Source organism: Tardiphaga sp. OK245, from assembly GCF_900108575.1.
Classification (GTDB): domain Bacteria; phylum Pseudomonadota; class Alphaproteobacteria; order Rhizobiales; family Xanthobacteraceae; genus Tardiphaga; species Tardiphaga robiniae.
This window is the reverse complement of sequence record NZ_FNWZ01000002.1, coordinates 296339-309287: the sequence shown is the minus strand read 5'-3', so window position 1 is coordinate 309287 and position 12949 is coordinate 296339. Positions and strand designations below refer to the sequence as shown.

The 12949-nt window shown below is 63.0% G+C and carries 12 protein-coding genes; 6 read left to right on the top strand and 6 right to left on the bottom strand.

Translation table 11 applies throughout. The features are described from left to right. Positions 1 to 9 precede the first annotated feature (9 nt). On the bottom strand, positions 10 to 1257 hold the full coding sequence (locus tag BLW80_RS08110) for a serine hydrolase domain-containing protein (protein WP_244528049.1): 1248 nt from the start codon (positions 1255 to 1257) through the stop codon (positions 10 to 12). Positions 1258 to 1392: 135 nt separating this feature from the next. Between BLW80_RS08110 and BLW80_RS08105 the strand changes: the two genes are divergently transcribed. Continuing rightward, positions 1393 to 2523 (top strand): LysR substrate-binding domain-containing protein, encoded by a 1131-nt coding sequence (locus tag BLW80_RS08105; protein WP_210185309.1) that lies wholly within the window; start codon positions 1393 to 1395, stop codon positions 2521 to 2523. Positions 2524 to 2719: 196 nt separating this feature from the next. On the opposite strand, the gene BLW80_RS08100 is transcribed toward BLW80_RS08105, so the two are convergent. Both BLW80_RS08100 and BLW80_RS08095 read right to left on the bottom strand, forming a co-directional pair. After that, positions 2720 to 3919: a serine hydrolase domain-containing protein gene (locus BLW80_RS08100; protein ID WP_244528144.1), complete on the bottom strand. Its 1200-nt coding sequence runs from the start codon at positions 3917 to 3919 to the stop codon at positions 2720 to 2722. A gap of 159 nt (positions 3920 to 4078) precedes the next feature. Beyond that, a complete protein-coding gene (locus BLW80_RS08095; protein WP_089263559.1) occupies positions 4079 to 4276 on the bottom strand; it encodes a hypothetical protein in 198 nt (65 codons plus the stop codon). A 1088-nt stretch (positions 4277 to 5364) separates the two neighbouring features. Here BLW80_RS08095 and BLW80_RS08090 point away from each other — a divergent pair. Next, positions 5365 to 5868: a hypothetical protein gene (locus BLW80_RS08090; protein WP_210269244.1), complete on the top strand. Its 504-nt coding sequence runs from the start codon at positions 5365 to 5367 to the stop codon at positions 5866 to 5868. 30 nt (positions 5869 to 5898) lie between these two features. Then, positions 5899 to 6231: a GYD domain-containing protein gene (locus BLW80_RS08085; RefSeq protein ID WP_089267827.1), complete on the top strand. Its 333-nt coding sequence runs from the start codon at positions 5899 to 5901 to the stop codon at positions 6229 to 6231. Between the two features lie 23 nt (positions 6232 to 6254). Here BLW80_RS08085 and recQ read toward each other — a convergent pair whose 3' ends face one another. Then, a complete protein-coding gene (gene recQ, locus BLW80_RS08080; protein ID WP_093757566.1) occupies positions 6255 to 8132 on the bottom strand; it encodes a DNA helicase RecQ in 1878 nt (625 codons plus the stop codon). Between the two features lie 197 nt (positions 8133 to 8329). Between recQ and BLW80_RS08075 the strand changes: the two genes are divergently transcribed. From BLW80_RS08075 to BLW80_RS08065, 3 genes are all read left to right on the top strand, one after another. Next, positions 8330 to 8653 (top strand): hypothetical protein, encoded by a 324-nt coding sequence (locus tag BLW80_RS08075; protein ID WP_139285792.1) that lies wholly within the window; start codon positions 8330 to 8332, stop codon positions 8651 to 8653. A gap of 120 nt (positions 8654 to 8773) precedes the next feature. Next, positions 8774 to 9118 carry a RidA family protein gene (locus BLW80_RS08070; protein ID WP_089267869.1) on the top strand — a complete coding sequence of 115 codons (345 nt, stop codon included), beginning with the start codon at positions 8774 to 8776 and terminating at the stop codon, positions 9116 to 9118. A 3-nt stretch (positions 9119 to 9121) separates the two neighbouring features. Beyond that, on the top strand, positions 9122 to 9937 hold the full coding sequence (locus BLW80_RS08065) for a beta-keto acid cleavage family enzyme (protein ID WP_093757565.1): 816 nt from the start codon (positions 9122 to 9124) through the stop codon (positions 9935 to 9937). A 211-nt stretch (positions 9938 to 10148) separates the two neighbouring features. Here BLW80_RS08065 and ilvD read toward each other — a convergent pair whose 3' ends face one another. Beyond that, positions 10149 to 11843, bottom strand: coding sequence for a dihydroxy-acid dehydratase (ilvD, locus tag BLW80_RS08060; protein ID WP_093757564.1), 1695 nt, complete (start codon positions 11841 to 11843; stop codon positions 10149 to 10151). A 99-nt stretch (positions 11844 to 11942) separates the two neighbouring features. Beyond that, positions 11943 to 12902 carry an ABC transporter substrate-binding protein gene (locus BLW80_RS08055; protein WP_244528142.1) on the bottom strand — a complete coding sequence of 320 codons (960 nt, stop codon included), beginning with the start codon at positions 12900 to 12902 and terminating at the stop codon, positions 11943 to 11945. Positions 12903 to 12949 lie beyond the last annotated feature (47 nt).

Sequence of the window (12949 nt, the reverse complement as noted above, 5' to 3'; positions counted from 1 at the left end):
GCCTTTCGGTTATCGTGTGAGCGCATCGCGGATCGCATGCGCGGCGGCGACGGCCTCGCGGGCGCGGGGCACGCTGGTGACCTCGGGCCAGGTCGAGAGCTTGACGAAAGCAAATTCGGATTCCGGATCGATATAGATCAATTGCCCGAAGATGCCGCGTGCCAGCATGGCGCGGCCTTTTGGGTCTTCGATCCACCATTTGTTGTGATAGGCGCCCTCCGGCAGCGTCTCGCGGAAGAAGCCCTGGAACAGTTCGGTGTTGCCGTTGTTGCGGGTGTCGTCGATCCACGCTTTCGGGATCACCTGACGATCGCTGGACCGCCCGCCATTGATGATCATCTGTGCGAAGCGGCCATAGTCGCGCAGGCTTGCGCAGAAGCCGCCATCGGCCAGCGCGAAGCCGCCGTGGTCGACAGTGAAATAGCCGTCGTCCTGCGCGCCCATCGGCGCCCATAATTCGCGGCTGACCAATTCGGAGAGCGAAGTTGCGGTGGCACGTTCGAGGATGAAGCCGAGCACGTCGGTCTCGATGGAGCGATACTGGAACAGCGCGCCGTGGGGGCGGTGCTGTTCGGTCAACGTCAGGATCAGCTCCCACATGGTGCGCGGGTAGTCCGGCTGATCGTTGACGCGCCAGCCGCAGGCATAGCCGAGCTTGACCATATGCGAGCCGGGCGTGGTGTAGGATTCGTCGAACACGACACCTGTTGTCATGTCGAGCACGTGCTGCACAGTCGCGCCGCTATAGGCGGTGCGCGCTAGCTCCGGCAGATACTGCGTCACCGGCGCCTTGGGATCGAGCACGCTGCGGTCAGTGAGAATGCCGGCCACCATGCCGACCATCGATTTCGCCATCGACATCGACAGGTGCTGGCTGTGCGGCTTCATATCGTTGAAGTAGCGCTCATAGACGATGGCGCCGCGGTGCAGCACCAGCATGCCGTCGGTGGCGTTGTCCGTCAGAAAGCTCTCGAAACTGAGATCGTGGCCGTCAAAGCTGAAAGCAACCGTATCGAGCACCTGCAAATTCTCGCGCATCGGCATTACCGGGCCCGGCCCGCGCCAGACCTGCGCGGTCGGCGTCATCTCGCGGATGTGCTGGAAGGTCCAACGATGCATCGGCGCCCGGCTCCAGCCGGAGCGTGGCAGCAGGGGGCCGCCGGGATGGAGCGGGTCGCGGTAGGGTGGCCGTTGAAACAGGTCGGTCAGCGTCGTGATCCCCATGCAGCGGCCGCCGCGCAGCGCGCGATGAGCCATCGTTAGACCTCACGAGGGTAACGCCATCAAGATGACCCGGAAGATGCCAATGAGGGGCATGGTGGTGCACCGGGCGCACCGTGCTAGGCTGCCATCTTGCCGCAGCCCTGCCGACTTGCCTCTGTGCACACCGGCATGTCTCTTGCTTCGCTGAATGCTTGTCTCGTTGGGACGATCCGCCTGGCGGTCGTGCCGCCAACCGAATGTGGATGGATGATGAAGCCGGTCTCCAGTCCTGGCCCCAATCCTGTCGTGATGGACGATTCCGGAGCTGCGCCGGCCCCGGCGCTGAACCCGCCGTCACGCAAGTCGATCCCGCCTTTCGAGGCGCTGCGTGCCTTCGATGCGGTGGCGCGGCTCGGCGGCGTGCGCCGCGCGGCGCAGAGCCTCGGGCGTGATCACGCGGTGATCAGCCGGCATCTGCGCACGCTGGAATCATGGACCGGCACCAAGTTGATCGACCGGACCTCATCGAGCATCTCGCTGACCGATGACGGCGTGCGTTATCACCGGCATATTGCGGCGGCGATGGATGCCATCGCCGATGCCACCATCGACCTGATGCGGCGCGGTGACAATCATCGCCTGCTGATCTGGTGCGCGCCGGGCTTCGCGCTGCACTGGATGTCGCGCAAGATCGGATTGTTCGAGAAGGCCAATCGCGACGTCGATATCGAGCTACGCCCCACCGATCGCCGGCCGGATTTCGCCTCGCACGAGACGGATATCGATATCCGCTTCGAGTCGGTCTATGGCAATCCGCTGCAGCTCGCCCCCGGCCTGCGTTGCATCGAGGCGGCGCGTGTGCCGATCGTCGCGGTGGCGAGCCCGGCCTACCTGGCCTCAATGCCGGCGATCGAGACGCCGCGCGATCTGCTGAACCAGCGCCTGCTGCATGAAGAGGACTTCGACAGCTGGGCGCACTGGCTGGCGGCGCACGGCATCTATGACGAACTCGACCTCGGCGGTCCTCGCCTGTGGCAGGGCCACATGACACTCGACGCTGCGATCCACGGCCGCGGCGTCGCGCTGTCCAATCATATGGTGGTTGCGCATGAGCTGGAATCCGGCCGCCTCGTCGAGATTGGAAAAGACAATGCGAGCTTTCAACCTTATTCGGACGGCATCTATTACTTGATCACCCGCGCCGACCGCTGGGATGCGCCGCTGATCCGCCGCTATCGCAACTGGCTGATCGAGGCCATCGCGCAAGACTGGCCCGAGCTGAGCGTCGCGGCGCAGGCGAAGCGGAGCAGGGTGGGGTAGAACAAGCGAGTGGCTTCCTAACCTCTCCCCGCTTGCGGGGAGAGGTCGACTGGAACGCGCGAAGCGCGTGGAAGTCGGGTGAGGGGGACTATCCATTCGCTCTGAGCTTGCGGAGACTCCCCCTCACCCAAAGCCTTCGCTGCGCTCAGGCTTCGACCTCTCCCCGCTTGCGGGGAGAGGTTAGGAAGCCAGCGCCTCACTTCAGCGCCTTCACCACCGCATTGAAGAAATCATTGTCCAGAATCGGCGCGTTCAGCGTCGTCGGCTTCGAGCGCGCGCTCAGCACGACGCAGATCACGCGCTGTTTCGGATTGATGTACAGCATCTGGCCGAAAATGCCGCGCGCGACGAAGGCGCCGTCATCGAGCGTGCCGTCGGGCGCCGGCACGATCCACCACATATAGCCGTAATCGACGCGCTGGCCGTTGATCAGGCGTGATGCCCCGGCCTCGCGGACCCAACCTTCCGGCAGCACGCGGGTGCCATCGATCACGCCGTCATCGAGAATGAAACGGCCGAAGCGTGCATAGTCGCGCAGGGTGGCAAACATCCCGCTGCCCGCGACTTCCAGTCCGCCGGGCGCTTCCAGCCACCAGGTGCCATCGGCTTCCATGCCGAGCTTCGACCAGATCTTCTCGGAGAGATAATCGCTCAGCCATTTGCCGGTGGCGGCTTTCACCAGCGCGCCGACAACATGGGTATCGCCGGTCGAATAGGTCCATTGCGTGCCGGGCGCGGCGGCGCGTGGGCGCTCGGCCATATAGCGCATGACGGCGCCGGGCTCCTGCCCGACCTGCAATGCGAGCATCTTGCGGCGCTCGGAATTCGCATCGGTCTGGTCGTCGCTCCAGCGCAGGCCCGACGTCATCTGCATCAGCGTCTTCACGCTGACGCCCTCATAGGCGGTGCCGGAAAATTCGGGAAGATAAGTCACCAGCGGATCGTCGACGCTCTTGATGTACCCGTCCTGGATGGCAGCGCCGATCAGTGTGGTGCTGAAGGATTTCGCCATCGACATCGACAGCCAGCGCGTGGCGGCGTTGATGCCGAGGTCATAATGTTCGAGCAGGACCTCGTCATTCTTCATCACCAGAATTCCGGCGACGCGGTTGCGCGAAACATAGTCGTAGATGTCGTAACTCGCGCCATTGGAGACGATCGGAAAGTCCGGCAGTGTGCGCTTGCCGTAAGTCAGCGGCCGCACCGGCGCGCCCGCCTTGATGGTGCGCGTCGCGAAATTCATCTCGGGCGTGACGAAGGTCCGCAGATGATCGATGGGCATCGATCGGCCGGCATAGGAATTGATGATCGCGTCGGTTGCGGTTTTGGGGCTCGTCGCGGAAGCCTGACGAATGGTGCTGTTGGCTTCGCCTGCACCCGGCGCCACATCTGTCACAGTCAAAGGTCTGTCCTGCATCTTCGGGCGCGTCGATGCGCTCAAGGATTTACTATGGCAGGGCAGAAGGACTGTCGAGGGTGCCAAGGTTGAAACGCGCGGTGCGCCGGCATCACCGGCGCATCACGCTCAAACCGGTCCGGTGTCCTGATGCGACAATCAGCGAACCGCCGTCGTGTTCGAACTGGTGAGCGCGGTCGGCTGGCCGGCCTTGATGACGCGAGCCGTCTGGGTGCCGTCGCTGGTACCCGTGCGGGCGGCAATGCCGAAACCTGCAACCGCGATGCCGGCAACCAGGGCGACAACGACGATCTTCAGATGCGTGCTGCGGTCTGCGCTGTGGATCGAGTGGTTCATGGCGGCCTCCTGCCGTCTACGCGGCTACTTGTTGCATGGAGGTGTAGTCCCGGCCGGTTTCCAGCCGATGGCGTCCGTGTAGAAAATTGTTTCGTGGAAGCGGAGATTTGTTTCGTCGCGTAGCCGGATACTTATGAAACCAGCGGTTTTGGCGCCTTTGGCGGTATTTGCGTCATACGTATTGTTCGATGCCGGGGAATGGCGGACAAAGTCCGAAGCGCTTCGCCCCACGCTGTCATTCCGGGGCGCGGCCGGCACTTGCCGGACGCGAACCCGGAATCCCGAGATGTTCAGCGCAAAACAGGTCGGGATTCCGGGCGCGTGATCGCCGTCTGCGACGTCGCTCCCGCCCTCAGGCAAACCAATTGGTTTGCCGGGGAATGACGAGTTGGAGGCGGCAGACAGCCCAAACATTTCTTCCTATTCTTTGTTGACAACATCCCTATAAGGATTATTATCTCCTCCGTCCGGCCCCGATGAGAGGGGCGAGCGCGATCGTCACGTTCGCGGGGCTGGATGCGGTGGACGCCGGAGATGCGGCGTTACGCGGTTCATGGATGACGTCTGTCTTCGGGCAGGACGGATCTACGCCAGCACTGCCACTGGCAAGGAGACGGCCGACCTTCGGATGGAAAGAATCCTGGACAGTGTGACGGACGACCAAGTCAAAACGCGTTCGGCTTACTCGCTTGAGGCTCCCTTCCCATCGCCTTGGGACTTTAATTCGCGATCGGAGCGTTCGTCGAGGCAAAGTGCAAGCAACCGAAAAAACACCGCAGGCGGAACGCTGGGCAATCGCTCGTGCTTCCGAAAGTCCTGATGCATTACCCCATGCGGAAGACCGCATTCGCATCAGGCCCAAGGGTGCATCGGGCACCCGGCGTTCCGCACGCCCTCTTTTCGAAGAGGGTCGAAGGAATGCTCATAGCTCGGACGCGCAAGCGTCGCGAGAATGCGAGCGTGTGTTTACATGTCACCGAAGCAGGTACCGCTACCCCACTCGATTTAGGTAAGCACTCCTGCTTGTTATTGCGGAGGACGGACCTCAAAACTCCCACTCGACAGGCTCATGGGCAGACGAGGATCACATGATCATCAAGCCCAGCGCATCGTGGCATACCCGCTCGACCCTCAGCAGGTTGGCGCACATTCTAGAACGGACCGGACTCGCTTTGGTTGGGGCTGCCTGCGGGCTGTTCGTTGCCGAGGTCGGCCGCTTCATCGAGGTCATTGGTTCGGGTGAAGTCGTGTTCGCCATGATCATTTACGGGGCTACCGGCTTCTATCTCGGGATCGATCTGCCCCAGGTTCCTGCCGATTACCGCATGCATCTGCCGCTATGGCGCGGGCTGGGCAACAGTGCGGATATGGTGGAGCTGCTCACTGCGGCCGGTACCTTCATAACATCGGTGACGGCGATCACGTCAGTCTCCAGTATCATTCTGGGCGAAACCGTGCGCCCTAGGACGGCTGGCATCATCTGTTTGAGCTGGGCAATCGGCGCCACCATGCAGATCGCTGCCGGTATCATCGCGCGAATAGAGTTAGGCCGTGCCGTGAAAATGGCGAAGCTCGCGCTGTTCTCCCGGTGAAAGGTCAGGACAATCTGACGGAGGTCGAACATGCCGCTCTATATGTATCAGGCTGCCTACACGCCGGAATCATGGGCCGCGCAAATGAAGAATCCGCAGAACCGCGTTGAATCCGTTGGACGGCAGACGACGGAGGCTGTCGGAGGACAATTGATCGGTGGTTGGTATTGCCTGGGCGAATATGACGTGATGCTGATCGCCGATGTGCCGGATATCGAGAGCATGGCGGCCATCGCCGTCGCGATTGCAGCGGGCGGCGCCATCAAGTCCAGCCAGACGACTGCATTGATGACCGGGGCAGAACTTGTGGCGGCCCTGAAGAAGTCGGAGTCCGTCATTAAGGGTTACAAGCCCGCCCGATAGACATCGGTGGCGTCGATCGCCCGCTATCGTCCCGGCGTCGCATTCACCAAAGCGAGGATCTCCGCGCCGTAATGCTCCAGCTTCTTGTCGCCGATCCCCGGGATTTCGCGGAGCTGGTCGAGCGTGGTGGGATGTTCGCTGGCGATGCCATCGATGGTGGCGTCGTGCAGCACGACATAGGCCGGGACGTTGCGCTTCTTCGCGACTTCCGAGCGCCAGGCGCGCAGCACAGCGAGCAGATCGGGATTGGCGTTGTCGCTGCGCGGTGCAGCGAGATCGCCGCGGCGGGATTTGCTGCGCGGGGCGCGGCCGGTGCCGCCGGTTTCCTCGCGGAACATCAGCTCGATCTCGCCCTTCAGCACGCCGCGCGCTTCTTCGGTGAGCTTCAGCGCATTGAACGCGTCCGCGTCCGCATAGAGAAAGCCGCGCGCCACCAGCTGCCGCATCACGGCGCGCCATTGTTTCTCGGTGAGTTCGCCGCCGATCCCGAATACCGACAGCTTGTCATGGCCGAATTGCTTGACCTTGTCGGTGAGGCGGCCGATCAGCACGTCCACCAGATGCATGGCGCCGAATTTCTGCCCGGTGCGATAGGCGCAGGACAACAGCTTCTGCGCGGCGACGCTGCCGTTCCAGACTTTCGGCGGCGAGAGGCAATTATCGCAATTGCCGCAGCGCGTGCCGGTCGCCTCTTCGCCGAAATAACCCAGCAGTCGGGTGCGCCGGCAATCGACGGTTTCGGCGAGGCCGACCAGCGCATCGAGCTTGCCGATGGAGACGCGCTTGAAGGTCTCCGATCCCGTGGACTCGTCGATCATGCGGCGCTGCTGCACGATGTCGGAAAGACCATAGGCCATCCACGCATTCGACGGCTTGCCGTCGCGGCCGGCGCGGCCGGTCTCCTGATAATAGGCCTCGATGCTCTTCGGCAGATCGAGATGGCACACGAAGCGCACATCGGGCTTGTCGATGCCCATGCCGAAGGCGACGGTGGCGACGATCACCACGCCGTCTTCATTGATGAAGCGATCCTGGTTGGTCTCACGCAGGCGCGCGTCGAGCCCGGCGTGATAGGGCAGCGCGAGGATTCCGGCCTTGTTCAATGCGGCTGCGGTGTCCTCGACCTTGGCGCGCGACAGGCAATAGACCACGCCGGCCTCGCCGGAATGACGGTCGCTGATGAAAGCCTGCAACTGCTTCTGCGCGTTGGTCTTGTCGACGATCTCATACTTAATGTTGGGCCGGTCGAAGCTCGCCACGAAATTCGGCGCGTCTTCCAGGCGGAGACGTTGCACGATCTCCTGCCGGGTCAGATCGTCGGCGGTGGCCGTCAGCGCAATGCGCGGAATGTTCGGGAACCGCTCGGCGATGACCGAGAGGCCGATATATTCGGGCCGGAAATCGTGGCCCCATTGCGCGACGCAATGCGCCTCATCGATGGCGAACAGGGCAATCCGGGCGCGGCCGAGCATGGCGAGGCAGCGCGGCGTGACCAGGCGTTCCGGTGCGACGTAGAGCAGGTCGAGTTCGCCGGCCAGCAATTGCCGCTCGACCTCGTTGGCTTCGTCCCAAGACAGGGTGGAATTCAGCACCGCTGCCTTGACGCCGGCTTCCAGCAGGCCGGCCACCTGGTCGCGCATCAGTGCGATCAAGGGCGAGACGACGATACCGCAGCCCGGGCGTAGCAAGGATGGCAACTGGTAACACAGCGACTTGCCGCCGCCGGTCGGCATCAGCACCAGGCAATTGCCGCCATCGGTCACGTGGCGAACGATATCTTCCTGTGCACCGCGAAAACCCGGCAGGCCGAACACCGAATGCAGCACGGACAATGCGTCCGAGGTCTGGAACACGTCTGGCTGATTTTTCGATTGACGCGAGGCGCCGGCGGGAACGGACATGGCGCAGGTCTATTCCTGATTCGAGGGTCGCGTATATCCCAGGGGAACGTGTCATTCCCTAGGGAATGCTTCATTCTCTATGACATCGCGACGTTTCGCCTTGATCGCGCCGCTTTACCCCTGTCGATGATCCGTTCTAAGAGAATGAGTGCGCGACCGCGCCAGCGTCGCTGCAACCGGGCAAAAAGAAAAGCCGTATGCCATTCATTTTGCGAATCTTTTCTTGGCTTCTGAACCGTCGCCGCGGACCCAAGATCCGCTGGCAGGCGGCCAATGAGAATGCCGCGCGAAAAGTGCGCCGGAAATTCAAAAAGGGGCCAAAGTCCGCGATCCTGTCCCATGTCATCGCGCATCGGCCGTCCGTGACGCTGGTGGGGCGGCTGCCCGCGGTCGAAATCTGGAACTTGTCCGATCCGAAGCGTGTCGCGCTGCTCTATCTGCAGCATGGCCGCCGGTTGCGGCTGCCAGCGCCAAAGGCGTTGATGGACGATGCCGTGAAGCGGGCCCGCGCCGCGGAATAGTGGACGTGGTCCACGCGGGGCCACTTGTGCCGTGTGACGTCATGGGCTTGACGGGCCAGTTCCGAGCGGGGATGGTCGCGCCCGGGTCACTCCGTTCCACACTCAATGAAAGACTTCTGCATGATCAAGCGTCTCGGTCCCGGCAAGCGTCTCAGCCAGGCTTCCATCCATGGCAACACCGTCTATCTGGCCGGCCAGGTGCCCGATGAATATTCGGGCGACGTCAAGACGCAGACCAAGCAGGTGCTCGACAAGATCGACGCGCTCCTCAAGGAAGCCGGCACCGACAAGAACAACATCCTCAGCGCCACCGTCTGGCTGCCGAATATCAATGACCGCGATGCCATGAACACGGTGTGGGATGCCTGGGTGCCCGACGTTGGCCCAGCGCGCGCCTGCGTCGAGTCGAAGCTCGCCGACCCCGCCATCAAGGTCGAGATCGCCGTCATCGCAGCGATTCCGTAAATCATGTCACCCGTTGCCATTGCGGTCGCCCCCAACGGCGGCCGCAAGGTCAAGGCCGACCATCCCGCCGTGCCGCTGACGCCGGCGGAGTTGGCGGTAACGGCTGCGCATTGCCTTGAGGCAGGCGCGGCGATGATCCATGCCCATGTGCGTCATCCCGACGGCAGTCACCTGCTCGATGCGGCGGCCTATCGGGACGCCATCGCGGCGATCCGTAGTGCAGTCGGCGACAGGCTCGTCATCCAAATCACCTCCGAGGCGCTCGGCAAATACACACCGGCGCAGCAGCGCGCGGTGGTGCAGGCGGTGAAGCCGGAAGCGGCGTCGCTGGCGCTGCGCGAACTGGTGCCCGATGCCGGCGAGGAGCAGGCCTTCGCCGATCTGCTCGGCTGGATGAAGCGCGAGCGCGTGACACCGCAAATCATTCTCTACGATGCGCAGGATGCTGCGCGGCTGGCCGAGTTTCGCAAGCGCGGGCTAGTGCCGTTCAAGAAGCTGCCAGTGTTGTTCGTGCTCGGCCGTTATACCGCGGGGCAGACGTCACACCCGGCCGATCTGCTGCCGTTCGTCGTATCCGGCGCGCCAACATTCGAACACTGGAGTGTCTGCGCCTTCGGTGCGCAGGAGACGGCCTGCGTCACCGCGGGCGCATTGCTCGGCGGTCATATCCGTGTCGGCTTCGAGAACAACGAATTGCTGCCGGATGGCTGCCGCGCCAAAGGCAATCAGGATCTGGTTGCAGCCGCGCGACGCGCGATCGAGGCGGTTGGGCTGAAGGCGGCGACGGCGGATGAGCTCAGGGCCGCGACGGCGCTCTAACCTCTCCCCGTTCTTTACGGGGAGAGGTCGCCGCGTCTTCGCGGCGGGTGAGGGGCGGCGCGCTGTAGTCGTCGCACAATCGCACTCACGGTTCGCACCGATCCCGACCCGATAGACCATGCGAGATGATAGGCCGTTACCTTGCCCCTCATCCCGACCTTCTCCCCGCGCAGTGCGGGGAGAAGGAGCGCACTGCCGGCGCCAGGACTACTCACTCAAACCACGGCCATTCCGCGCCGCCATCATGCGTGACGGCGCCGCCGGGGGCCTGTCCGACGAGCTTGGCATATTTCGCCAGCGCACCGGCGCGGTGACGCGGCGGGCGCTGGGTCCATGCGGCCTTGCGTGCGGCGAATTCGGCATCACTGATCATCAGATCCAGTCGCCGCGCCGGCGCGTCGATGCGGATCTTGTCACCATCGCGCACCAGCGCGAGTGGGCCGCCGATATAGGCTTCCGGCGAGACATAGCCGATGCACATGCCGCGGGTGGCGCCGGAGAAGCGGCCGTCGGTGATCAGCGCGACCTTCTCGCCCATGCCCTGGCCGTAGATGAGCGCGGTGACTCCGAGCATCTCGCGCATGCCGGGGCCGCCGACCGGGCCTTCGTTGCGGATGATCAGCACGTCGCCTTCCTTGTAGTTCTGGTCCCTCACGGCGGCGACGCAGCTCTCCTCGTCCTCGAACACACGCGCCGTGCCCTCGAATATCGTCTTCTTCAGGCCGGCGACCTTGATCACCGCGCCATCGGGCGACAGGTTGCCCTTCAGCACGGCAACGCCGCCATCGGGCATGATCGGCTTCGCTGAGCTGTAGATGATCTCGCCATCGGCCTTGTTGGCATTGCCGTATTCTTCCGCGATGGTTCGGCCGGTGATGGTCAGGCAGGAGCCGTCGATATGGCCGCTCTCAAGCAATGCACGGATCACGACGGCAGTGCCGCCGATATCGTAGACATCCTTGGCGACATATTTGCCGCCCGGCCGCAGATTGCCGATCAGCGGCGTGCGCGCGAACACCTCGCCGACATCGTCGATGGTAAATTTGATGCCGGCCTCGTTGGCGATGGCCGGCAGATGCAGCGCCGCGTTTGTCGATCCACCGGTGGCGGCCACGATGGCGGCGCCGTTCTCCAGGGATTTGCGCGTAACGATGTCGCGCGGCAGCGGGCCATCGTTGCGCAGCATGTCCATGACCAGACGTCCGGCGCGCCGGGCGAATTGCGCGCGTTCGGCATAGACGCCGGGGATCATCGAGACATTGGGCATGGTGATCCCCAGCGCCTCGGACACCATCGCCATTGTATTGGCGGTGAACTGGCCGGCGCAGGCGCCGATGGTCGGCAGACACGCGCGTTCGATGGCGTCCAACTCCTGCTTGTCGATGTCGCCGGTCATGAAGGCGCCGACGGCTTCATAGGAATCCAGCGCAGTCAGCGTCTTGCCCTTGTGTAATCCCGGCAGCGCGCTGCCGCCATAGATGAAGATCGACGGCACATTGCAACGGACCATGCCCATGATGACGCCGGGCAACGTCTTGTCGCAGCCACCGAATCCGATCAGCGCGTCGTAAGCGAGGCCGTGCATCACGGCTTCGATACTGTCAGCGATGATCTCGCGCGACAGCAGCGAGAACTTCATGCCCTCATGGTTCATGCTGATGGCATCGGAGACCGAGATGGTCGAGAACTCGCGCGGCGTGCCGCCGGCTTCGGAAATACCGGTCTTGGCGGCGTCGACCTGAAAGTCATGGGTCATGTTGCAGGGCGTCTGCTCGCCCTTCATCGACACCACGCCGATCATGGGTTTTGCGATCGCTTCGTCATCAAGGCCCATGGCGCGCATGAAGGCGCGGTGCGGAGCACGGTCGAGGCCGTCGGTGGTGACGCGGGATCGCAATTTGTTCATGGGAATCTGTCCGTTTCTTGGTCTTGTCGTCCAATGCATTGAGGCCACGCCGTGGGGCGTGGCCTCAGGACATCATATAGTGAGATGTCGTGTCTTGCTCTACTGGATCGGCGCCACGATGGTCGGATGCTTGAACTGCATCGCGTCCATCTTCGGCAGCATGCCGGCCTCGGTGTAGATATCGAGCATCTTCTGCATGGCGGGGAAGTTCGGTGCTGCGCCCGGGTCGCGGGCGAAGTCGTTCTCCTTCAGCAGATAGGTCTCCAGTACCGGGATCGGCGCCTTCATGACTTCGTTGACGACCTTCAGCGTTTCCTCGCGGTTGGCCAGCGCTTTCTTCATGCCAAGGGTGATGTCGGCGACATAGGCCTTGGCGAGTTCGGGGTTCTTGTCGACGAAATCGGCGCGGCAGGCTTCAAGGATATGCACGATGTTCGGCATCGCTTCATTCAGCGAGAACAGCTTGCGCGTGCCGCCCTTGGCTTCCATGCGCGCGGCAAATGGCTGGTTCATGTTGATGGCGTCGACGCGGCCCTGGCGCAGTGCATCCTCGGAAGCTGCGAAGCCAATCTCGATCAGTTTGACGTCCTTCTCGGGATCGACACCTGCGCCCTTCAGCAGCATCTTGAACGGACCATAGGTGCCGCCGCCGATGACGGAGATGCCGACATTCTTGCCCTTGAGATCGGCGATGGTCTTGATCGGCGAGTCGTCCTTCACGGCCCAGTAGACCGAGAAGCTGCCGGGCTTTTCCGACACGTGCTGCGCGACGATATAGGCCTTGAGATTGCCGCCGTTGACGCCGTTGGCGAGCGACAGCACGCCCTGGGTGGCGCAGTCCAGTGCGCCGGCGGCGAGCGCCTGCGTCATCGGCGAGGTGCCCTGAAACTGGGTCCATTCGATATTATAGGTCTTGCCGAGATTGGTGAATTCGGTCGGGCGTTTCATCATCCAGTATTTGGATTCTTCGGCCGGAATGGTCCAGCCGACCTTGATGGTCGGAATCGTCTGCGCCTGCGCCGCACCCGTCAGCGCCCCCGCCGCGAGAGTCGCCGCCATCAGCCACTTCGAAGAACCCAGCTTCATGCCCGCTCACTCCGTTTGAT

Excerpts from the sequence above, each read along its gene's own strand:
- BLW80_RS08075 (WP_139285792.1), top strand. The coding sequence starts at position 8,330 with ATGCCATTCATTTTGCGAATCTTTTCTTGGCTTCTGAACCGTCGCCGC.
- BLW80_RS08105 (WP_210185309.1), top strand. The coding sequence starts at position 1,393 with ATGTCTCTTGCTTCGCTGAATGCTTGTCTCGTTGGGACGATCCGCCTG.
- BLW80_RS08085 (WP_089267827.1), top strand. The coding sequence starts at position 5,899 with ATGCCGCTCTATATGTATCAGGCTGCCTACACGCCGGAATCATGGGCC.
- BLW80_RS08110 (WP_244528049.1), bottom strand. The coding sequence starts at position 1,257 with ATGGCTCATCGCGCGCTGCGCGGCGGCCGCTGCATGGGGATCACGACG.
- BLW80_RS08055 (WP_244528142.1), bottom strand. The coding sequence starts at position 12,902 with ATGGCGGCGACTCTCGCGGCGGGGGCGCTGACGGGTGCGGCGCAGGCG.
- recQ (WP_093757566.1), bottom strand. The coding sequence starts at position 8,132 with ATGTCCGTTCCCGCCGGCGCCTCGCGTCAATCGAAAAATCAGCCAGAC.
- BLW80_RS08070 (WP_089267869.1), top strand. The coding sequence starts at position 8,774 with ATGATCAAGCGTCTCGGTCCCGGCAAGCGTCTCAGCCAGGCTTCCATC.
- ilvD (WP_093757564.1), bottom strand. The coding sequence starts at position 11,843 with ATGAACAAATTGCGATCCCGCGTCACCACCGACGGCCTCGACCGTGCT.
- BLW80_RS08095 (WP_089263559.1), bottom strand. The coding sequence starts at position 4,276 with ATGAACCACTCGATCCACAGCGCAGACCGCAGCACGCATCTGAAGATC.
- BLW80_RS08090 (WP_210269244.1), top strand. The coding sequence starts at position 5,365 with ATGATCATCAAGCCCAGCGCATCGTGGCATACCCGCTCGACCCTCAGC.
- BLW80_RS08065 (WP_093757565.1), top strand. The coding sequence starts at position 9,122 with ATGTCACCCGTTGCCATTGCGGTCGCCCCCAACGGCGGCCGCAAGGTC.